Genomic DNA, 19,861 nt, shown 5'->3' on the forward strand with positions numbered 1-19,861 from the left:
CTCGGGAGGGCGCCCCGTAAGGGGCGCGGGGAACTGCGCGATCAGCCCCCACCGGACCGCGGGTCCGGCACCGCACTGCCGATGCGGTGCTCGGGTGCGGGGGCCGGAGTCTCGGGGTGCCGAGCGGCCGGGGCCCCGTACGGCAGCGCCCAGAACGTGCCGAGTTCCGCGTAGCCGCACAGCGTGTCGGCGCTCGCCGCGACGATCCCGTCGATGCCGTGCACGACCCGGCGCCGCACGCCTTCGCGCTCGCCGGGCACGGAATGCCACGCCTCGACCGGCAGGGGGAGCGGATCGGGTGCCAGGCGGACCGCCTCGACGACCTTCATGAAGGCGCCCGTCGACGCCGGCGGAACCAGCAGTTCGGCGTGGCCCGCGAGATGCCCGACGAGGTTCTCGAGGAGGTCCGTCCGCCCGTGAAGGACCTCCTCGGGCCCGTGCCCGGCGCGCTGCACGAGCACCCGGTCCTGCTTGTACCAGAACGTGACGCGGCCCCGGGTGCCGTGCACGATGACGTACGGCTCGTCGGGACGCTCGGCGCAGAGGGTCGCCGCGACACCGAGGCGGCTGCCGCGCGCGGTGGTGATCCCCACGAACGAGGTGTCGTCGGACTCGATGGCGTTGGCGCGGAACAGCTCCGGGTCCACCCGCAAGATGTCATCGGCCCGCGTGGACCCGTCCACCGCCAGGGCGGTGGCGACGGCGTGGGCGAGGGGGTTGGTCAGGACCCCGTCCACGACGTCCACGCCGTCCAGGCGGCGTCGCCCCGCCCAGGGCGCGCGCCGGTAGTACGCCTCGTCACGGGCCCAGGCTCCCGCCGCGCCGACGCCCATCGGCTCCCCGATGGCCCCATCGGCGACCAGGGCGCGGATGGCGGGCACGGCGTGCGAGCCGAGCGACTGGAACCCGACCTGGCAGGCCACGCCCCCGGCGGCCACCGCGTCGGTGATCCGCCGGAACTCGGCGTACGAAGGGGCGGGCGGCTTCTCCAGGAGCAGGTGCACGCCTCGCGCGGCTGCGGCCACGGCCAGGTCGGCGTGGGTGGGGATGGGCGTACAGATGACGGCGACGGCGGCTCCGGTCGCGTCGAGCAGCCCGGCGAAGTCCGCGGACTGCGCGGGCTCGCCGAGCCCTTCGAGCTCGGCGCCGGTCAGCGGTTCGAGCTCACAGATCCCCACGAGCCGTACGAGACCGGCCTGTTGGAGGCGTCGAATGTTCTCCAGGTGCCATCGCCCGTGCCCACGCGCACCGGCCAGGACCAGCGGCAGCGGCGTACGGGGCGCTCTCGGTCCTGGGCCGGGGCTCATCCCTTCACCGCCCCGGCGCTGAACCCCGTGACCAGCCATTTCTGGATGAAGGCGAAGACGATCACGACGGGCAGGGCGGCGATGACGCCACCCGCCGCGAGCGCGCCGAGGTCGACGCTGTCGGCGCCCATCAGGGTGGCGAGGCCGACGGGGATCGTCTGCTTGTCCTGGTTGGAGAGGAACATCAGCGCGAACAGGAAGTGGTTCCAGCTGTGCACGAAGGCGAAGGAGCCGACGGCGATCAGACCGGGGCGAAGGAGGGGAAGCACGACGGCGCAGAAGGCGCGGAAGCGTCCGCAGCCGTCGACCCAGGCGGCCTCCTCCAGGGAGTACGGCACGTTCTTGATGAACCCGCTGATCAGGATCATCGAGAGCGGCAGCTGGAAGACGGCCTCGGCGATGATGACGCTGCCGAGCGAGTTGATCATCTGGAGGTTGGCGAAGATCTGGAAGAGCGGCACCAGCATCAGCGCGCCGGGGATGAACTGCGAGCACAGCAGCGCCAGCATGAAGCCGCGCTTGATCTTGAAGTCGAAGCGGGCGAGGGCGTAGCCGCCCGCGAGGGCGACGACCGTGGTCATCAGCATCGACAGAACGCCGACGATGAGGCTGTTCTGGAAGAAGAGGCCGAAGCTCCGCTCGGTCCACACCTTGTCGAAGTGCTCGAACGTGATGGGCCAGGGCAGCAGCGAGGTCGAGCCCGCCGGGCGGATCGCGAAGAGCAGCATCCAGTAGAACGGGATGAGGGTGAAGAGGAGGTAGAGGCCGAGCGGCAGATAGATCTGCCAGCGGGGGGCCTCGTCCCAGGGGCGCCGCTTCGGTGTGCGCGGGCCGCCGCCGCGGATCTCGGCGGGTGCGGTGGTGTCCGCCATGGCGGCTTCCCTGTCCAGGTGCTGAGTGGTGGTCACTTGTCCTGGCCTCCGAACTTGCTCAGCCGCAGATAGACCATCGAGCAGAAGAGGAGGATCACGAACGCGATGGAGGTCAGCGCGGAGGCGTAGCCGAAGTCGTGCGAGTCGACGGCGATGGACGCGATGCGCAGCGGCAGGGTCGTCGTCTCGCCCGCGGGTCCGCCGCCGGTGAGGGTGTAGAGCAGGTCGACGTTGTTGAACTCCCAGACCGCGCGAAGGAGCGTGGAGAGGATGATCGCGTCCTTCAGGTGCGGCAGCGTGATGTGGAAGAACTGCCGGAAGCGGCTGGCGCCGTCCACCTCCGCCGCCTCGTACAGGTCCTTCGAGACGGACTGCAGGTCGGCGAGGATGAGGATCGCGAAGAAGGGGACACCGCGCCAGAGTTCGGCGACGACGACGGCCGGGAAGACGGTGCTGGTGTCCGAGAGCCAGGACGTTCCGTACGAGCCGATGCCCATGTCCGCGAGGTAACGCGTGATGCCCGTCTGGGAGTTGAAGATCAGCAGCCAGATCGTGGAGGTGAGCACGCCGGAGACGGCCCACGGCGAGAAGACGAGCGCGCGGGCCATCGCGCGGCCGATGAAGGTCTGGTTGACGATCAGCGCGAGCCCGAGGCCGAGGAGCAGTTGCAGGACGACCTCGACGGCGACCCACTGCAGGCTGAAGCCGAGCGTCTGCCAGAACTGCGGGTCCTCGGTGAACGCGGTGACGAAGTTGTCGAAGCCCGCGAAGCCGTCGCGCCAGGGCTTGGTGGGGTTGTAGTGACGCAGGCTGTAGTAGAAGACGCTGATGACCGGGTAGGCGATGAAGCCGAGCATCAGGAGTCCGGCCGGCGCGATCAGCAGATACGGGAGGCGGCGCGGGGTCGCTCCCGTTCGGCGCCGGGACGCACCCGGCGTGCGGCGCCGGGGCGGTGGCTGCGGTGGCGCTTTAGCCACAGCTTGGGCCATGTCTGCTTCTCCGTTCTCAGGGGCGGCACACGGTCCGCGAGATGAAGCGCTTCGCAGACGTCGTTCGAAATCTCGTACAAATGGAGAGCTGGGGGGAGGGGAGAGGGCTCAGCCCACGTACGGGTCGGGGACCTCGCCCTCGCGGGCCAGGAACGCGAAGTCGCAGCCGGTGTCGGCCTGGGTGATCTGCTCGTTGTAGAGCGCGCCGTAGCCGCGCCCGTAGCGCACGGGCGGCGGCGTCCACGCGGCCCGCCGCCGCTCCAACTCATCGTCGGAGACGCGAAGATGGAGCGAGCGCGCCTCGACGTCCAGGGTGATCAGGTCTCCCGTACGGACGAGGGCGAGCGGCCCGCCCACATGCGACTCGGGCGCGATGTGCAGCACGCACGTGCCGTACGACGTGCCGCTCATCCGCGCGTCGGAGATCCGCACCATGTCGCGCACCCCCTGCTTGAGCAGGTGGTCGGGGATCGGGAGCATGCCGTACTCGGGCATGCCGGGACCGCCCTTGGGGCCCGAGCCGCGCAGCACGAGGACGTGGTCGGCGGTGATGCCGAGCTCCGGGTCGTTGATGGAGTTCTGCATCTGCCGGTAGTCGTCGAAGACGACCGCGGGGCCGGTGTGCCGCAGCAGGTGCGGCTCGGCGGCGATGTGCTTGATGACGGCGCCGTCCGGGCAGAGGTTGCCGCGCAGGACCGCCACACCGCCCTCGTCGGCAAGGGGCTTCGTGCGGGGGCGGATGACCTCGGGGTTGTGCACGGTGGCGCCCGCGAGCTGCTGGCGCAGAGAGTCGTGGGCGACGGTGGGCCGGTCCAGATGGAGCACGTCGGTCAACTGGGCCAGGAACGCCGGGAGTCCGCCCGCGAAGTGGAAGTCCTCCATGAGGTACTGCCCGCCGGGGCGCAGGTTGGCGAGCACCGGCACGGTGCGCGCCATCCGGTCGAAGTCGTCGAGCGTGAGCCGTACGCCGCTGCGGCCCGCCATGGCGATCAGGTGGATGACGGCGTTGGTGGAGCCGCCGAGCGCGAGGACGGTGGCGACCGCGTCCTCGTACGCCTCCGGGGTGAGGAACCGCGACAACTTCAGGTCCTGGCGGACGAGTTCGACGATCCGCATCCCGGACGCGGCCGCCATCCGGTCGTGCCCGGAGTCCACCGCGGGGATGGAGGAGGCGCCGGGCATCGTCACGCCGAGCGCCTCGGCCGCGGCCGTCAGCGTGGAGGCGGTGCCCATGGTCATGCAGTGGCCGGGGGAGCGGGCCAACCCGCTCTCCAGCTCGGCCAGTTCGCAGTCGCCGATGAGACCGGCACGCTTGTCGTCCCAGTACTTCCACATGTCGGTGCCCGAACCGAGCACCTCGTTGCGCCAGTGACCCGGGAGCATGGGCCCGGCCGGCACGAAGACGGTCGGCAGGTCGACGCTCGCGGCGCCCATGAGCAGGGCGGGCGTCGTCTTGTCGCAGCCGCCCATCAGCACGGCACCGTCGACCGGATAGGACCGAAGGAGCTCCTCGGTCTCCATGGCGAGGAGGTTCCGGTAGAGCATCGGGGTCGGCTTCTGGAACGTCTCCGAGAGCGTGGAGACCGGGAATTCGAGGGGGAAGCCGCCCGCCTGCCACACCCCGCGCTTGACCGCCTGGGCACGGTCACGCAGATGGACGTGACAGGGATTGATGTCGGACCAGGTGTTGAGGACCGCGATGACGGGCTTGCCCAGATGCTCCTCGGGCAGATACCCGAGCTGCCGGGTGCGCGCCCGGTGGCTGAAGGACCGAAGCCCGTCCGTGCCGTACCACTGGTGGCTGCGCAGCTCGTCGGCTCTCATATCGCCCACGCCTTCACCAGCGCCGCTATCTCCTCGCGCCGCTCCTCGGGCAGGACCCGGCTCGGCGGGCGCACCTCGCGGCGGCACAGCCCGAGCGCGGCCAGGGCCTCCTTGACGACGGTGACGTTGTCCGCGGACTGGTCGGCTGCCCGCAGCTCCTCGAAGCGCCGGATCCGCTCCCAGACGTCCATGGCCGCCCGATAGTCGCCCGCCCGCAGGGCCTGGAGCATGCTCAGCGACACCTCGGGCGCGACATTGACCAGGCCCGAGGTGAAGCCGGTGGCGCCGACGGCCCAGTACGCGGGCGCGTACAGCTCGGCGAGCCCCGCCACCCACACGAAGCGGTCCAGGCCCGCGTCCCGCGCGAACGCGGCGAAGGCGGCGGCGTCCGGCGTCGCGTACTTCGCGCCGATCACGTTGGGGCACAACTCGCCGAGATCCGCCAGGCGTTGACCGTCAAGCCGTGGGTTGCGGATGTACGGGACGACGCCGAGCTCGGGCACGGCATCGGCGACGGCACGGTGGTAGTCGACCCAGCCGTCCTGGGACACGTACGGATGCACCGGCTGATGGACCATCACCATGTGGGCGCCGGCGTCCCGCGCGTGCCGGGCGGCGGCGATCGCGGTCGGCAGGTCATGACCGACACCGACAAGGACGAAGACACCGCCGCGGGCCGCCTCCTCCATGGTCAACTCCGTGACCAGGCGCCGCTCTTCGGGGTCAAGGGCGTAGAACTCGCCGGTATTGCCGTTCGGGGTGAGGGTGCGCACGCCGCCGTCGGTCAGTCGCCTGACCAGGGCGCGGTAGGTGTCCCGGTCCACGGCGCCGTCCTCGGCGAACGGCGTCACGGGGATCGCCACGACATCGGCGAGGGCCGAACGCAGCTCATCGAAACGGGGGTCGTGGTGGCTGGTTCCGGTCATGAAAGCTCCCCCTCCGGGAACGCCCGCCGCACGAACGAGGCGATGTGGTCGTGGAGTCCGCGTGCCGCCGCGTCGGCTTCCCCCGCGAGGGCGAGCCGCAGGATCTCCCGGTGCTCGGCGGCCTCCCGCTCCCAGGAGGGCAGGGTCGCCCAGGCGACGGCGGAGACCAGGGCCGCCTGGTCGCGTACCTCGTCGAGCATCCGCGACAGCAGTGGGTTGCCGCACGGGACGTAGAGCGCGCGGTGGAACTCCCGGTTGGCCAGGGAGCGTTCGGCCGCGTCCGCCGCGGTGTCCGCCCGTTCCAGGGCGTCGCGCGCCTCCTCCAGGAGGGCGCCGCTGCGGACGGTGCGCCGCAGCGCCTCCGGTTCGAGGAGGAGTCGTACGTCGTAGACCTCCCGCGCCATGGCCGCGTCCACCGTGCGCACGGTGGCGCCCTTGTACTGGCTCATGACGACGAGACCGGTCCCGGCGAGTGTCTTCAACGCTTCCCGTACGGGCGTCTTGGAGACCGCGAACTGGGCGGCGAGCTCGGTCTCGACGAGGGGCTGGCCGGGCGCCAACTGCCCGGTGAGGATACGGTGCTTGACCGCCTCCAGCACGTACTGCGTGCGTGAGGGGATGGGGTGGGGCGCAAAGTTCATCGATGCTCTCAGTCGTCGTGCAGCCATCGTGCGGTCGTCGCGTACAGCCGTCGTGCAGTCATCGCGTATCGCGTCTCATATATGACGTACGAAGTACGACGCGATGAAGCTAGGGCGCCGACCGGCCCGCGTCAATGTTTCGCGCAGGAAAACCCGTTCGAAATATCGGAGTTGGCGCCCTCCGGCTCGAAGCGCTTCGACCGTTCCTGTCCGAACCGTTGACGTACTCATCCCCACTCCCTACCTTGTCCCGGCAAGCGCTTTCCTAAAACGATTCAATCGCGTAGCGGAGGTCCAACTGTGCCGACAATCAGGGACGTTGACAGGCGTGGCCTGTTGAAGCTGGCCGGCGGCTCGTTGGCGGCCCTCGGGCTCACCGCGGCGGGCTGCGGCGGCGGAAGCGGGTCGGGGGACGGGACCGTCACCATCCGGTACGCGTGGTGGGGCTCCGACGACCGCGCCAAGCGGATCAACCGGACCATCGAGCTCTTCGAGAAGAAGTACCCGAAGATCAAGGTGAAGACGGACTTCCAGCCCTACCTCGACTTCTGGAAGAAGTTCAACACCCAGGCGTCCGGCGGGAATCCGCCCGACGTCTTCCAGAACGCGATCGGCTTCCTGCGCAAGTACGACCAGCGGGGCGTGCTGCTCGACCTGAACGCGCAGGCCGAGGCGGGGAACCTGCGCATGGACGGATTCCGGGCGGGCCTGGAGAAGTTCGGCGAGGTCGACGGCAAGCTGCTCGGCGTACCCGTGGGCAGCAACTCCATGGCCCTGGTCATCGACAAGCCGGTCTTCGAGAAGGCCGGGGTCACCCCGAAGATGGGCTGGACCTGGGACGACTACCACGCCGCGATGGAGAAGATCCGCAAGCAGGGCAGGTCGGGGGACAGCGGCCTCTACGGCGTCATGTACCTCTACGACCCCTACCTGCGCCAGCAGGGCAAGGCCTTCTTCACCGAGGACGGCCTCGGCTTCGACGAGGCCGACCTCAAGGAGTGGTGGACCAAGGGGTACGCCGGAGTGAAGTCGGGGATCTACGCCGACCCGAAGAAGGTCGCCCAGATCAAGCCCAAGTCGGCCGTGGCCGCCGAGATCGCCGCTTCCGAGTTCACCTGGGACAACTTCACCGTCCGCTACACCGCCGAGGGCAAGAGCGAGTACGGCCTCGCGCCCATCCCGACCACCGACGGCAAGAAGACGGGGCAGTACCTCGGCTCGCTGATGCTCAGCGGCTCCAAGCGCACCCAGCACCCCAAGGAAGTCGCGCAGTTCATCGACTTCATGGTGCACGACCCCGAGGTCGCCAAGATCATGGGCTACGACCGCGGGGTGCCCACCACGACCGCGCAGTACGAGGCGTACAAGCCCGCCGAGGAGAAGGACAAGGTGATCGCCGCGGTCAACAAGGAGATCGCCGCGTACGAGGAGCAGCTGGTCGAAGCCGATGTCCTGGACGCCATCACACCGCACCCGGCGGGCGCCGACGTCTGCGAGGCGGCGTTCCTGCGCATCGCGGAGGAACTGGCCCTGGGGGAGCGGTCGGTGGACGAAGCGGTGAAGCAGTTCTTCACCGAGTGCAAGACCGCGCTCGGTTCCTGATGGGCGGCACGATGGCGCCCCTCCAGGCCTCCGCCGCCCCGCCCGCCCCCGAGAAGCCGAAGCCGCCGCGCGGTGCCCGCCTCCCCGCGGCCGCGCGGCGGCGACGGCGGCGACGGCGGGGCGAGAACATCGCCGGGCTCCTCTTCATGTCGCCGTGGCTCGCGGGCTTCCTGGTCCTGACGGCAGGACCCATGGCCGCCTCGCTCTACTTCGCGTTCACCGACTACAACCTGTTCGACGCCCCCAAGTGGATCGGACTCGACAACTTCAGTGAGATGTTCGGCGACCCGCGCTGGCGCAAGTCGGTGGAGGTGACGCTCTGGTACGTCGTCGTCGGCACCCCGCTCAAGCTGACGGCGGCCCTCGGCGTGGCGCTGCTTCTCAACCAGAAGCGGCGCGGACAGGCCTTCTACCGGGCCGCGTTCTACGCGCCGTCGCTGATCGGCGCCAGCGTCTCGATCGCCGTCGTCTGGAAGGCGATCTTCTCGGACGACGCCATCGTCGACCGTACGCAGCGGGCGGTCTTCGGCATGGACGTCGGCGGCTGGACCGGTGACCCGCAGTGGATCATCTACAGCCTGATCGCGCTCACCGTCTGGCAGTTCGGCGCACCGATGGTCATCTTCCTGGCCGGTCTGAAGCAGGTGCCGCGCGAACTGTACGAGGCGGCGGAGGTGGACGGCGCGGGCACCTTGCGGCGGTTCTGGAACATCACGCTGCCGATGATCTCCCCGGTGCTCTTCTTCAACGTCCTCCTGGAGACCATCCACTCCTTCCAGATCTTCGCGTCGGCGTACATCGTCGGCGGCGGCGCGGGCGGCAACGCCTGTGGCCCAGCGGACGGTTCGCTCGTCTACACCTGCTATCTCTACGTCCAGGGCTTCGAGAACAGCCGAATGGGCTTCGCCTCCGCCATGGCCTGGATGCTGCTGCTCGCGGTGGCCCTCGTGACGGCGGTCCTGTTCTGGTCCCAGAAGCGCTGGGTGCACTACGAGGAGGGCTCCCGATGACCGCACCGAGCGCACTGTCCGGCCGCCGCCGTCGCGGCGCCGGTTCGCTGGCCTGGCACATCGGGTCCCTGGTGGTCCTCGCCGTGGTCCTCTATCCCGTGATCTGGGCGATCGGCGGCTCGTTCAAGCCGAACGACGAGATCGTCGGAAGCCTCGACCTGTTCCCGACCGACCCCATCGTCGCGAACTACTCCGGTCTCGCCGACGGCATCGCCGACATCTCCATCTCCACCTTCTTCTCCAACTCCCTCGTCCTGGCGCTCGGTTCGGTGGTGGGAGTGCTCTTCTCCTGCTCCCTCGCGGGCTACGCCTTCGCGCGGATCAGGTTCGCCGGGCGCAACGTGTTCTTCGCGCTGATGATCGGCACCCTGCTGCTTCCGTATCACGTGCTCCTGATCCCGCAGTATGTGCTGTTCCAGAAGATGGGCCTGATCAACACCTATACGCCGCTGCTGCTCGGCAAATACCTGGCGGTGGACGCCTTCTTCGTCTTCCTGATGGTGCAGTTCATGCGGAACCTGCCCAGGGAACTGGACGAGGCGGCGCGGCTCGACGGCTGCGGACATCTGCGCATCTACTGGTCGATCGTCCTTCCGCTGTGCAGGCCCGCCCTGATCACCAGCGCGATCTTCACCTTCATCAACTCCTGGAACGACTTCATGGGGCCGCTGATCTATCTCAACGACCCCTCGAAGTACACCGTCTCGCTGGGCCTGAAGATGTTCGTCGACCAGGAGGGCGTCGCCAACTACGGCGGAATGATCGCCATGTCCCTCATCGCGCTGCTGCCGGTCCTCGCGTTCTTCCTGGCCTTCCAGCGGTACCTGATCGACGGTATGGCCACGTCGGGTCTGAAGGGCTGAGCGCGGATGCGGGTGAAGCACTTCGGGACCTTCGCCGAGTGCCTGCTGACCGGTGTGTGGATCGCCGTGGCCGCGCTGCCGCTGCTCACACTCCCCGCCGCGTTCGCGGCGGGCGCCCGCCACTTGGACCGGCATCTGTCCCATGAGCCGGGCGGCTGGCGGGAGTTCGCCGCGGACCTGCGGTCAGCGACACGGCACGGCTGGCTCGTCGGCCTGACCGGGTGGGTGGCGCTTGCCCTGGTCCTCGCCGACCTGGCGTTCGTACGGGCCGGGCTGCCCGGCGGCCCGCTCGTCGGCGCGGTCGGTGTGCTCGCGCTGTTCGCCCTGGTCGTCGCCGGGCTGCGGGCCGCCGTGAACTGGCGGCCCGGCGCGTCGTGGCGCGCACTCCTGACGGGGGCGGCGCCCCGCACACTGCGGGACCCGGCAGGCTCCCTGGTGATCGTGTGCGGCTTCGCGGTGGTCGCGGCATCCGCCTGGTTCGCCCTGCCGCTCGCGGCTCCCGCACTGGGGATGGTCGCGGCGGCCGCGCTCGCCGTCGAACGGCGCGGCGCGGCGGGCTGACGCCCGCGCGCCGGGGGCGGTCCCGTACCGGGGGCGCCCGTACATCCTGCTCTGTCATGCCCATGCAAAGAGACTCACGCAAAGCGAAAGGATCAAGATGTCTCCGATCCCCCGCAGGTCCCTGCTCAAGGCCGCAGCGGTCGCCGGTGCCGCCGCGCAGTTCAGCTGGGCCCTCGGCCGCGGCGAAGCCGAAGCGGCTCCCCGCGCGGCGGCGGACGACGGCCCCGTCGGCATCGGCTGGCTGGAGAAGGGCGGGCTCGGTGCCGCGCCCGGCTCCACCTTCGGCGTCCCGTGGCCTAAGGGCGCCCACCCCGCCGGGCAGGAGTTCGCCCTCGCCACCGCCGACGGCAAGGACGTCCCCGTACAGACATGGACCACCGCCCGCTGGCCCGACGGATCGCTGAAGTGGACGGCGCACGCGGTGGGCCCGGCGGCGCGAGGCACCGACAAGTTCACCCTCAAGGCCGGGGCACCCGCCGCCCCCGGCAACGCGGTCAAGGTCACCGAGACCCGCAGGGCCATCACCGTCGACACCGGAGTCATCAAGACCGTCATCTCCAAGGACGGCGAGCGGCTCGTCGAGTCCGTCACCCGCGACGGCGTGAAGATCGCCACCGACGGACGGCTCGTGCTGCTCCGCCAGGGCGACCTCGACGACGGCGATCACGGCAACGCCAAGTGGGAACGGTTCGACGGCGAGATCAGCGGCGCGAAGACCGAGCAGGACGGTCCGGTACGCGCCGTGGTCCGTATCGACGGCAAGCACCGCAAGGGCAGCCGCAGTTGGCTGCCCTTCAGCGTGCGCCTCTACTTCTACGCCGGCGCTGACTCCTTCCGCATGGTGCACACCATCACCTACGACGGCGACGCGGAGAAGGACTTCATCCGCGGCCTGGGGGTCCGCTTCAGTGTGCCGATGCGCGACGCCGCGTACGACCGGCACATCCGCATCGCCGGCGAGGGCAAGGGATTCCTGACCGAGGCGGTCAAGGGCATCACAGGGCTTCGCCGCGACCCGGGCGCCGCGATCCGCACCGCCCAGGTCAAGGGCGAGAAGCTGCCGGACCCCGCGACCTGGGACCAGCGGGTCACCACCCGCCTCCAGTACGTCCCCACCTGGGGCGACTACACCCTCGCCCAGCTCTCCGCCGACGGCTTCACCCTGCGCAAGCGCACCAAGCCGGGGCACACCTGGGTCACGGCAGGAGGCGGCGGCAGGGCGACCGGATTCGGGTACGTCGGCGGGGTCGGCGGCGGCTTCTCCTTCGGCCTGCGGGACTTCTGGGAGAAGCACCCCGCCCAGCTGGACATCCGGGGCGCCGCCGGTGACACGGCCGAGGTCACGCTCTGGCTCTGGTCGCCGGAGGCACAGCCGATGGACCTGCGCACGTACCACGACGGCATGGGGCAGGACACCTACCCGGAGCAGATCGAGGGCCTGAACATCACCTACGAGGACTACGAACCGGGCTTCGGCACCCCGTACGGCATCGCCCGCACCAGCGAGCTGATGTTCTGGGCGAACGCCGCGACCCCCTCCGCGGCCACCCTCGTCGACCAGGCCGCCGCCGTCCGCACCCCGCCCCAGCTGGCCGCCGCCCCCGAACACGTGACGAAGGCAGGAGTCTTCGGCGGCGGTCTCTTCTCGCCCGTCGACCGCTCCACGCCGGCGAAGGCGACGATCGAGGACCACCTCGACTTCCTCTTCACCTACTACAAGGACCAGGCCGAACAGCGCCGCTGGTACGGCTTCTGGGACTACGGCGACATCATGCACACCTACGACGAGGACCGGCACCAGTGGCGGTACGACGTCGGCGGCTACGCCTGGGACAACTCCGAACTCTCGCCCGACCTGTGGCTCTGGTACGCCTACCTGCGCTCGGGCCGCGCCGACATCTTCCGCTTCGCCGAGGCCATGACCCGCCACACCGGCGAGGTCGACTCCTACCACCTCGGCAAGTGGGCGGGCCTCGGCACCCGGCACGGCGTGCAGCACTTCGCGGACAGCGCCAAGCAGCAGCGGATCTCCACGGCCGTCTACCGCCGCCCCTACTACTTCCTCACCGCCGACGAGCGCGTCGGCGACCTCATGCACGCCCTGGTCGACTCCGACGAGACGTTCCTCGTCCTCGACCCCCTGCGCAAGATCCGCACCGAGCCGTACGAACCGGACCGCAACGCCCTGTCCATCGGCTTCGGCACCGACTGGAGCGGCCTCGCCGCGGCCTGGCTCACCGAGTGGGAACGCGGCGGCCCCAAGGCGGCCAAGGCCGAGGCCCGCCTGCGCTCCACCATGGAGACCATCGCCGCCCAGCCCAACGGCTTCGTCCAGGGCAGCGGCCTCTACGACCTGGACACAGGGAAGTTCGCGGTGGCCGCGGAGCCCGCCGTCAACGTCTCCCACCTCTCCGCGATGTTCGGCCTGGTCGAGATGTGCGCCGAGCTCATCGACCTCGTCGACCAGCCGGAGTTCGAGCAGGCGTGGCTGGACTACTGCCGTTACTTCAACGCCACCAAGGCCGAGCAGAAGGAGCGCTACGGCAAGGACTTCGGCAGCCTGCTGCTCTTCCAGGGGCACTCCCGCCAGGACGCTTACGCCGCCGCCCGGTTGAAGGACGAGAAGCTCGCGGCGCGCGCCTGGCGGAAGTTCCACGACAGCGACGGCTATACGAAGGCGATGAGCTGGGACCGCACCGACCTCACAGGTCCCGCAGTCCTGGAACCCGGCTACGAGAACCTGCGGATCAACACCAACGAGACCGCGCTCTTCGGCCTCGCCGCGATCCAGAACCTCGCTCTGGTCGGCGACGACCTACCCGGCTAACTACCCGACACAGTCAGGGAGTTGGTAGTGAAGTCCAGACCGCCGGCCGAGCCGCTGATCTCGTAGCCGAACTGCACGTCGCCGATGGTCTCGTTGCCCATCCAGCCCTTGGTGTTCTTGATCCACTTGAGGATCGGGAGGATGTCGACGGTCCCGGCCGACGAGTCGGAGGTGCGCAGGAAGGAGAAGACCTCGTTGGCGCCGTTGGTGCCCTTGTAGACCGCCCAGGTGTGACCGCCGAGGCTGACGGTGCCCTGGGCGGTGCCGAGGGGGCCGACGTTCCCGTGGTAGTTGACCCAGAGCATGATCTCGTAGTCGTGGTCGGTGTCCCAGATGTCGTACGAGGAGTTGTAGTCGCCTGCCGAGGGGACCTTGACGTCGTACGAGCTCTTCAGCGAGGACAGCGAGTCGACCGGCTTGCCTATGGCCTTCGTGGAGTTGGGGTAGGACTTGATGCCGCTGGTGTTCGGGTGGTCGGCGCGCACGCTCCACTTGGTGCCGGAGTCCGCCGATACGCACTGGCTGCCCGCGCCCGAGCCCCAGATGTTGTTGTAGAGGGTGTAGCCGCCCAGGGTGGTGTTGCCCCACTGGTCGCAGGTGCTCCAGACGGCGGCCTGGGCCGGGGCGGAGGCGAGCCCGAGCGCCGCGCCCGCCAGCAGGGTGGGGGCGGGCAGCAGGCGGGTCAGGGTGCGGCGGGTGTGTCGTGTCATGTGTCGTCTCCAGGGTGGGGGGAGTGCCGCGGGGCCGGGGCGGACCCGCGGTCGTCGTGGGCGGCGCGGCGCAGGACGGCCACACCGTGGCGGCCGAGGGTGATCGCACCCTCGGTCGCGTCGCCGGTCAGCAGATCGAGGTGCCTGCCGGGCACGGGCACGGTCACCTGCCCGCGGCCGTGGTGCAGGAGGAACAGGAGATCGCCGCGGCGTACGGCCTCCACCGCGCGGGGGAGGCCTGCGAGCGGGGGCCGTACGCCTGCTTCGGCGGCCACGCGCGCGAGCAGGTCGCGCAGGGCCTCGGGCTCGGGGAGCGTGGACAGGTACCAGGCGCGGTCGCGGCGAAGGAGCGCGGGCAGCCCGTCGAGCTCGCCGCCCCGGTAGGCGGCGACCGTCTCGGCGCTGTCGTCGGCCTGCAGTTCCTCCGACCAGAGCGTGCCGGTGAACTCCCCGCAGTCCACGCTCTCCCCGGCCTCCAGCGGCCACCATTCGTGCACGGTGCGGATGCCGAACAGCGCGCGCAGCCGGGCGTCCATGCCGCCGGGCCGCACCCGGTCGTCCGCGTCGGCCACGCCGGTGAGGAAGCCGCAGACGAGGGTGCCCCCCTCGCGTACGTACGTCAGGAGGTTGTCGATCGCGGTGTCGGTGAGGAGATAGAGGTGCGGGACCACGACCAGGCGGTACGGGGTCAGGTCGTGCTCGGGGTGGGCGAAGTCGACGGGGGTGTTCGCCTCCCACAGCGCGCGGTGCCAGGCGCTGAGCACCTCCGCGTGGTCGACCAGGGCGGAGGGGCGGCCCTCCTGCCCGCTCGCCCACCAGGAGTCCCAGTCGTGCAGGACGGCCACCTCGGCCGTGACGCGCGTGCCCGCCACCTCGGGGCCCACCCGCGCCAGTTCGGCGCCCAGCTCCTTGACCTCCTGGAAGGTGCGGCCGTGCTCGCCCGCGTGGCTCACCATCCCGGAGTGGAACTTCTCCGCGCCCTGCCGGGACTGGCGCCACTGGAAGTAGCAGACGGCGTCCGCGCCGCGCGCCACCGCCTGCCAGGACCAGAGGCGGTTCATTCCGCGTGGCTTGGGGTGGTTCACACCGCGCCAGTTGACCGGCCCTGCCGCCTGCTCCATCAGCATCCACGGACCGCCGCGAGCCTGAGAGCGCGTCATGTCCTGGATGAGTGCGCCTTGTTGGGCGCCGAGCGGGTACCGGGGGTCCGGATAGATGTCGACGGAGACGACGTCCTCCCGCGCGGCCCACATCCACGCGTCCTGCCCCGCCCACAACGGCATGAAGTTGGTGGTGACCGGCAGGTGCGGGGTGTGCGCGGTGACGATGTCCCGCTCGGCGAGGAAACATTCGAGCCAGGAGTCGGACGTGAAGCGCTTGAAGTCGAGGACCTGTGCGGGGTTCTTCAGGTAGTGGGCGCGCCGGGGCGGCAGGATCTCCGCCCAGTTGTCGTAGCCCTGGCTCCAAAACGCGCTTCCCCAGGCCGAGTTGAGCGCGTCGAGCGACGCGTACTTCGCCCGGAGCCAGCGGCGGAACGCCACCGCCGCCTCGTCCCCCCAGTCGTAGGTGCAGTACTCGTTGTTGATGTGCCACATCGTGAGCGCCGGGTGGTGCGCGTACCGGGCCGCCAGATCCTCGGTGATGGCGGCTGCGTACCTGCGGTATACGGCGCTGGAGTGCGCGAAGTGCTGGCGCGAGCCCCACCACTCCACCTGCCCGTTCTCGTCCCGCGGCAGCGTCTCGGGGTGCAGGCGGCCGAGCCACGGCGGGGGAGCGGAGGTCGGCGTCGCGAGGACGACACCGATGCCGTGCTCGTGCAGCAGCTCCATCAGCCGGTCCAGCCAGCCGAACTCCCTCTCGCCCGGCTGGGGTTCGAGCCTCGCCCAGGAGAAGACACCGACCGTGACGGAGTTGACCGAGGCCTCGCGCATCAGCCGTACGTCGTCGAGCCACACCTCCTCGGGCCACTGCTCGGGGTTGTAGTCGCCGCCGAACAGGATCCGGCCGCGGGTGACGTCGTCGAGGGAAGGCATCGGTGGGTCAGCCCTTCACTGCGCCGGTGAGCATGCCCTGCTTGAAATGCCGCTGCACGAACGGCGAGAGGACGGCGACCGGCAGGAGCGCCAGGACCATCACGGCCATCTGGATGGCGAGCGGCGACAGGTGACCCGTGTTGATCGCCTGGGACAGGCCCGTCGGCCTCTGCTGTTTGATCACCAGCTGCTGCATGACGTTCTGCAGCGGCATCATGTCCGGGTCGCTGAGGTAGATCGACGCGTTGAACCACGCGCTCCAGTAGCCCACCGCGTAGAAGAGGGTGATGACCGCGATCACCGCGCGGGAGAGGGGCATGACGATCCGCCACAGGATGCGCAGGTCCCCGGCCCCGTCGATGCGGGCGCTCTCGATCAGCTCCTGTGCCGTGCCCATGAAGAACGCCCGCAGGACGAGGATGTTGAAGACGTTCAGGGCGCTCGGCAGGATCAGTGACAGATAGGTGTCGGTGAGGCCGAGGCCCTGCACCACCAGGTAGGTGGGGATGAGCCCGGCGCCGAAGAACATCGTGGCGACGATGACCAGGAGGATCGGGCGGTGCAGGACCGATCCCGGGCGCGAGAGCCCGTACGCGCACAGGACGGACACCACCATGCTGAAGAGCGTGCCGACGACCGTGACACCCACGCTGACCAGCGTGGCGCGCGACACCTGGCCGCCGCCGAGCAGCTCCTGGTAGTGGATGAAGGTGACGCCCCGGGGGATCACCACAAGGCCGCCGGTCTCGGTGATCGTCTTCACCGAGGAGAGGCTGGTGACGACCACCACCCACACCGGGAAGAGGACCGCCAGACAGACCAGGGTCAGCGTCACCCCTTTGGTGGCGAGGCCGGCCCGGGTCGGGGGCTCCTCCCACACCGGACGCAGACCGGTGCGGCTGCCCGGCCTGATGCCGAAGTTCAGCACGCTCATCGCTTGTACACCCCCTGCTCGCCCATGAGGTGGGCGGCCTTGTTGGCGCCGAGCACCATCAGGAGGCCGAAGACACCCTTGACGATGCCGATGGCGGCGCCGTAGCCGAAGTTGCCGTTGTCCAGGCCGGTGTTCCACACATAGGTGTCAAGGACCTCGGAGGCCGTGGGGCCCACGGCGGTGCGCTGGAGCAGGATCTGCTCGAAGCCGACCGTGAGCGCGTTGCCGACCTGGAGCACCAGGAGCAGGGCCACCACCGGGCGCAGCGCGGGCAGTTGGATGTGCCACATGCGCCGCCAGCGGTTCGCGCCGTCCATCGCCGACGCCTCGTACAGATCCGGGCTGACGGCGGCGAGTGCGGCGAGGAAGACGATGACGCCCCAGCCCGCGTCCTTCCACACCATCTCGAAGGTGACCAGGAACTTGAACAGGCCCGGGTCGGTCATCAGGTCGAAGCCCTCGTGCCCGTGGTCCCGCAGGACCTGTGCGACCAGGCCCGCTCCGCCGAACATCTGCTGGAAGACCGTGATGACCAGGACCCAGGAGAAGAAGTGCGGCAGATAGAGGATCGCCTGGGCGACCGCCCGCACCCGGGGCCGCACGAAGCTGTTGATGAACAGCGCGAGCGCGATCGGCAGCGGGAAGAACAGCGTGAGCTGGATCGCGAAGATCGCGAGGGTGTTCCTGACCGCCTGCCAGAACAGCCGGTCCTCGGCCATGTGCCGGAAGTGTTCGAAGCCGATCCAGGGGCTCTGCGCCATCGCCTGGAACGCGTTGTCGGCGATGTAGGGGTCGTAGTCCTGGAAGGCGACGACATTGCCGATCAGCGGCACGTAGTTGAAGACGAGCAGGAGCAGCAGCGCGGGCAGCACCATGAGGAGCAGTACGCGGTCGCGGCGCAGCCGGTGGCGCAGCGGGACGCGGGATGCCGTCTTCTTCGCGGGGGGCGCGGCTACGGCCGGTGTCTCGGGCGCCGGCTGGGTGGTGTCGCGCGGGTGAGTCGTGCTCTGGGCCATGTCAGGACGCCGCGTCGCCGGTCGCTCCGGTCTCGTCGAGCAGCTTCTTGTACCAGTCGCGCAGCTTGTCGCCGCCACCCGACTTCCAGTCCGCTGCCGCCTGCCGCATGTCGCCGACCTTCTTGCGACCGCGCACGATGTCCTTCTCCAGGTCCTCGAACTCGGCGTTCAGTTCGGTGTACCGGGTCGGCTCGATGATCATCATGCCGTGGAAAAGCGGCTTCTTCGTGTGCGCCCCCTGGCGCTGCTGCCACTCGACCATGCCCTCGGTGACGTCCGGCAGGTCGGGGTAGGCGACGAAGGGCGCGGGCGACGCGAGGTACTCGTACGTCGAGAAGACCTCGTTGTTGCCCTTGCCGTTCTTGGTGAGGACGCCGTCCTTGAACGTGTGGTGGACACCCTCGACGCCGTACATGCGAAGGCGTTGCTCCTTCGAACCGTAGGGAGCTGCCGTGTAGTTGGCGAGGGCGAGGATGTCGCGGACGGTCTTCTCGTCGGCCTTCTCGCTGATGAACGTCCAGATGTCGGCGGGCGGACGTGCGTAGAGGGTGGGCGCGCCGCCGTCGGGGGCGAAGTAGTCGAACGCCTCCATGCGGAACTTCTTGTTGTCCACGCGCTGCACGGCCGCCTTGCCGTACCAGTCGGACAGGTCCTGGCAGTACATCCAGACCTTGCCCGCCGCGCACAGGTCGCCGATGCTGCCGGTCTCGGCCTTCGCGTCGGGGTGGACGAAGCCCGCCGAGTAGAGCCCCCGCGACCACTCCAGGGCTTCGAGGTACTCGTCGGTCTCGTAGCGGTTGACGAGCTTGCTGTCCACGAGCTTCCAGTAGTACGGCTTCTCCGGCAGTACGCCGAAGATGCTCCAGGCCGCCCAGGTCATGTCGCCGCACGCCCACACCTTGCTCTTGGGGGCGTAGAGCTGCTTGCACAGGTCGAAGAACTCCTGGGCGCTGGTGGGCGCTTCGAGTCCTTCCTTCTCGAAGAGGTCGGTGCGGTAGAACGGCGCGATGTTCGGGGTGGTGGCGGAGGGCATGGGCAGGCCGCGCAGCTTGCCGCCGAAGATGGAGCGCTGCCAGGCGCCGGTCGGGATCGCGGCGAGGTTCGGGTACTCCTTGATCTTGTCGCCGCTCAAGTAGGGGCCCAGATCGGCGAACTTGTTGGCGATGGCGCTCGGTATCTTGCCGGTCAGCTCCCAGCCGGGCACGACCACGGCGTCCGGGACACCGCTGGACGCGAGGACCGCGCCCAGCTTCTGGCCGTACGTGTCGCCCTGCTGGTTCTGCCACTTGACGCGGACACCGGCCGCCTTGTCCATCGCCGTCCAGTAGGGATTGCCCTGCTTGGGGACGTTCCCCCAGATCGGCGCCATGACGGTGAACTCGCCGCCCTTGCCGAGCTTCTGAGGCACCGACACCTTCAGCTGGGACGCGGGCAGGGCCTTGGTGAAGCCCGCCGCCGAGCCGTTCTTGGCGGGGATGTCCGGGCTCGCCAGGTCCGACGCGGTGTACGCCGGGAGCAGGCCCTTGAGCTTCTTCCCCGTCGTGGTGCCCTCGTTCTTCGACCCGCTGCCCCCGCAGGCCGCGAGCAGTGGGGCCCCGCCGGCCACGGCGAGCGCGGCGAGGCCGGAGTGGGCGAGGAAGGTTCTCCGGCTCGCATGAGAGCTGCTGGAGCTCGAACGAGAGCTGCTGGAGGGGGAGTTCGGCGTCATTGCGTCAACCCTTCGTGGCGCGTGCCCGGACACACGGC

At 69.5% G+C, this 19,861-nt stretch carries 16 protein-coding genes; 5 read left to right on the forward strand and 11 right to left on the reverse strand.

The genetic code is table 11. The annotated features are described in order from the left end of the window. Positions 1 to 41 precede the first annotated feature (41 nt). The 6 genes from ACWGI2_RS22915 to ACWGI2_RS22940 form a co-directional block, all read right to left on the reverse strand. On the reverse strand, positions 42 to 1,307 hold the full coding sequence (locus ACWGI2_RS22915; protein ID WP_453697277.1) for a Gfo/Idh/MocA family protein: 1,266 nt from the start codon (positions 1,305 to 1,307) through the stop codon (positions 42 to 44). After that, a complete protein-coding gene (locus tag ACWGI2_RS22920; protein WP_453697709.1) occupies positions 1,304 to 2,179 on the reverse strand; it encodes a carbohydrate ABC transporter permease in 876 nt (291 codons plus the stop codon). The genes ACWGI2_RS22915 and ACWGI2_RS22920 overlap by 4 nt, the downstream gene beginning before the upstream one ends. A 32-nt stretch (positions 2,180 to 2,211) precedes the next feature. Beyond that, positions 2,212 to 3,168 carry a carbohydrate ABC transporter permease gene (locus tag ACWGI2_RS22925; protein ID WP_453697279.1) on the reverse strand — a complete coding sequence of 319 codons (957 nt, stop codon included), beginning with the start codon at positions 3,166 to 3,168 and terminating at the stop codon, positions 2,212 to 2,214. Between the two features lie 108 nt (positions 3,169 to 3,276). Continuing rightward, positions 3,277 to 4,992 (reverse strand): L-arabinonate dehydratase, encoded by a 1,716-nt coding sequence (gene araD / locus ACWGI2_RS22930; protein ID WP_453697281.1) that lies wholly within the window; start codon positions 4,990 to 4,992, stop codon positions 3,277 to 3,279. Then, positions 4,989 to 5,918: a dihydrodipicolinate synthase family protein gene (locus ACWGI2_RS22935; RefSeq protein ID WP_453697283.1), complete on the reverse strand. Its 930-nt coding sequence runs from the start codon at positions 5,916 to 5,918 to the stop codon at positions 4,989 to 4,991. Before ACWGI2_RS22935 ends, araD begins: the two co-directional genes overlap by 4 nt. Next, complete coding sequence (locus tag ACWGI2_RS22940; RefSeq protein ID WP_453396165.1) at positions 5,915 to 6,559, reverse strand: GntR family transcriptional regulator; 645 nt, start codon at positions 6,557 to 6,559, stop codon at positions 5,915 to 5,917. The genes ACWGI2_RS22935 and ACWGI2_RS22940 overlap by 4 nt, the downstream gene beginning before the upstream one ends. A gap of 300 nt (positions 6,560 to 6,859) precedes the next feature. Between ACWGI2_RS22940 and ACWGI2_RS22945 the strand changes: the two genes are divergently transcribed. The 5 genes from ACWGI2_RS22945 to ACWGI2_RS22965 all read left to right on the forward strand — a co-directional run bounded on the left by ACWGI2_RS22945 (position 6,860) and on the right by ACWGI2_RS22965 (position 13,422). After that, positions 6,860 to 8,161, forward strand: a complete 1,302-nt coding sequence (locus tag ACWGI2_RS22945; RefSeq protein ID WP_453697284.1) for an ABC transporter substrate-binding protein — start codon at positions 6,860 to 6,862, stop codon at positions 8,159 to 8,161. A gap of 11 nt (positions 8,162 to 8,172) precedes the next feature. Continuing rightward, on the forward strand, positions 8,173 to 9,171 hold the full coding sequence (locus tag ACWGI2_RS22950) for a carbohydrate ABC transporter permease (protein WP_453697711.1): 999 nt from the start codon (positions 8,173 to 8,175) through the stop codon (positions 9,169 to 9,171). After that, the gene (locus ACWGI2_RS22955; protein ID WP_453697285.1) at positions 9,168 to 10,034 is read left to right on the forward strand and encodes a carbohydrate ABC transporter permease; all 867 of its coding nucleotides are present in this window, start codon (positions 9,168 to 9,170) and stop codon (positions 10,032 to 10,034) included. Before ACWGI2_RS22950 ends, ACWGI2_RS22955 begins: the two co-directional genes overlap by 4 nt. A gap of 6 nt (positions 10,035 to 10,040) precedes the next feature. Continuing rightward, complete coding sequence (locus tag ACWGI2_RS22960) at positions 10,041 to 10,595, forward strand: hypothetical protein (RefSeq protein WP_453697287.1); 555 nt, start codon at positions 10,041 to 10,043, stop codon at positions 10,593 to 10,595. A 97-nt stretch (positions 10,596 to 10,692) separates the two neighbouring features. Then, a complete protein-coding gene (locus tag ACWGI2_RS22965) occupies positions 10,693 to 13,422 on the forward strand; it encodes an exo-rhamnogalacturonan lyase family protein (RefSeq protein WP_453697289.1) in 2,730 nt (909 codons plus the stop codon). Here ACWGI2_RS22965 and ACWGI2_RS22970 read toward each other — a convergent pair. Genes ACWGI2_RS22970 through ACWGI2_RS22990 form a run of 5 tightly spaced genes read right to left on the reverse strand, consistent with a single transcriptional unit; the run spans position 13,419 to position 19,823 of the window. Next, entirely contained in the window at positions 13,419 to 14,132 is a 714-nt protein-coding gene (locus ACWGI2_RS22970) for a glycoside hydrolase family 12 protein (RefSeq protein WP_453697290.1), read from the reverse strand. The genes ACWGI2_RS22965 and ACWGI2_RS22970 overlap by 4 nt on opposite strands. Then, on the reverse strand, positions 14,129 to 16,165 hold the full coding sequence (locus ACWGI2_RS22975) for a beta-galactosidase (RefSeq protein WP_453697292.1): 2,037 nt from the start codon (positions 16,163 to 16,165) through the stop codon (positions 14,129 to 14,131). The genes ACWGI2_RS22970 and ACWGI2_RS22975 overlap by 4 nt, the downstream gene beginning before the upstream one ends. Positions 16,166 to 16,172: 7 nt before the next feature. Next, positions 16,173 to 17,099 (reverse strand): carbohydrate ABC transporter permease, encoded by a 927-nt coding sequence (locus ACWGI2_RS22980; protein ID WP_453396172.1) that lies wholly within the window; start codon positions 17,097 to 17,099, stop codon positions 16,173 to 16,175. Next, the gene (locus ACWGI2_RS22985) at positions 17,096 to 18,115 is read right to left on the reverse strand and encodes an ABC transporter permease (RefSeq protein ID WP_453697293.1); all 1,020 of its coding nucleotides are present in this window, start codon (positions 18,113 to 18,115) and stop codon (positions 17,096 to 17,098) included. Before ACWGI2_RS22985 ends, ACWGI2_RS22980 begins: the two co-directional genes overlap by 4 nt. 1 nt (position 18,116) lies before the next feature. Beyond that, complete coding sequence (locus ACWGI2_RS22990) at positions 18,117 to 19,823, reverse strand: extracellular solute-binding protein (RefSeq protein ID WP_453697295.1); 1,707 nt, start codon at positions 19,821 to 19,823, stop codon at positions 18,117 to 18,119. Positions 19,824 to 19,861 lie beyond the last annotated feature (38 nt).

The organism is Streptomyces sp. NPDC054866, from assembly GCF_053610745.1.

Excerpts from the sequence above, each read along its gene's own strand:
- ACWGI2_RS22915 (WP_453697277.1), bottom strand. The coding sequence starts at position 1,307 with ATGAGCCCCGGCCCAGGACCGAGAGCGCCCCGTACGCCGCTGCCGCTG.
- ACWGI2_RS22920 (WP_453697709.1), bottom strand. The coding sequence starts at position 2,179 with ATGGCGGACACCACCGCACCCGCCGAGATCCGCGGCGGCGGCCCGCGC.
- ACWGI2_RS22925 (WP_453697279.1), bottom strand. The coding sequence starts at position 3,168 with ATGGCCCAAGCTGTGGCTAAAGCGCCACCGCAGCCACCGCCCCGGCGC.
- araD (WP_453697281.1), bottom strand. The coding sequence starts at position 4,992 with ATGAGAGCCGACGAGCTGCGCAGCCACCAGTGGTACGGCACGGACGGG.
- ACWGI2_RS22935 (WP_453697283.1), bottom strand. The coding sequence starts at position 5,918 with ATGACCGGAACCAGCCACCACGACCCCCGTTTCGATGAGCTGCGTTCG.
- ACWGI2_RS22940 (WP_453396165.1), bottom strand. The coding sequence starts at position 6,559 with ATGAACTTTGCGCCCCACCCCATCCCCTCACGCACGCAGTACGTGCTG.
- ACWGI2_RS22950 (WP_453697711.1), top strand. The coding sequence starts at position 8,173 with ATGGCGCCCCTCCAGGCCTCCGCCGCCCCGCCCGCCCCCGAGAAGCCG.
- ACWGI2_RS22955 (WP_453697285.1), top strand. The coding sequence starts at position 9,168 with ATGACCGCACCGAGCGCACTGTCCGGCCGCCGCCGTCGCGGCGCCGGT.
- ACWGI2_RS22960 (WP_453697287.1), top strand. The coding sequence starts at position 10,041 with ATGCGGGTGAAGCACTTCGGGACCTTCGCCGAGTGCCTGCTGACCGGT.
- ACWGI2_RS22965 (WP_453697289.1), top strand. The coding sequence starts at position 10,693 with ATGTCTCCGATCCCCCGCAGGTCCCTGCTCAAGGCCGCAGCGGTCGCC.
- ACWGI2_RS22970 (WP_453697290.1), bottom strand. The coding sequence starts at position 14,132 with ATGACACGACACACCCGCCGCACCCTGACCCGCCTGCTGCCCGCCCCC.
- ACWGI2_RS22975 (WP_453697292.1), bottom strand. The coding sequence starts at position 16,165 with ATGCCTTCCCTCGACGACGTCACCCGCGGCCGGATCCTGTTCGGCGGC.
- ACWGI2_RS22980 (WP_453396172.1), bottom strand. The coding sequence starts at position 17,099 with ATGAGCGTGCTGAACTTCGGCATCAGGCCGGGCAGCCGCACCGGTCTG.
- ACWGI2_RS22985 (WP_453697293.1), bottom strand. The coding sequence starts at position 18,115 with ATGGCCCAGAGCACGACTCACCCGCGCGACACCACCCAGCCGGCGCCC.
- ACWGI2_RS22990 (WP_453697295.1), bottom strand. The coding sequence starts at position 19,823 with ATGACGCCGAACTCCCCCTCCAGCAGCTCTCGTTCGAGCTCCAGCAGC.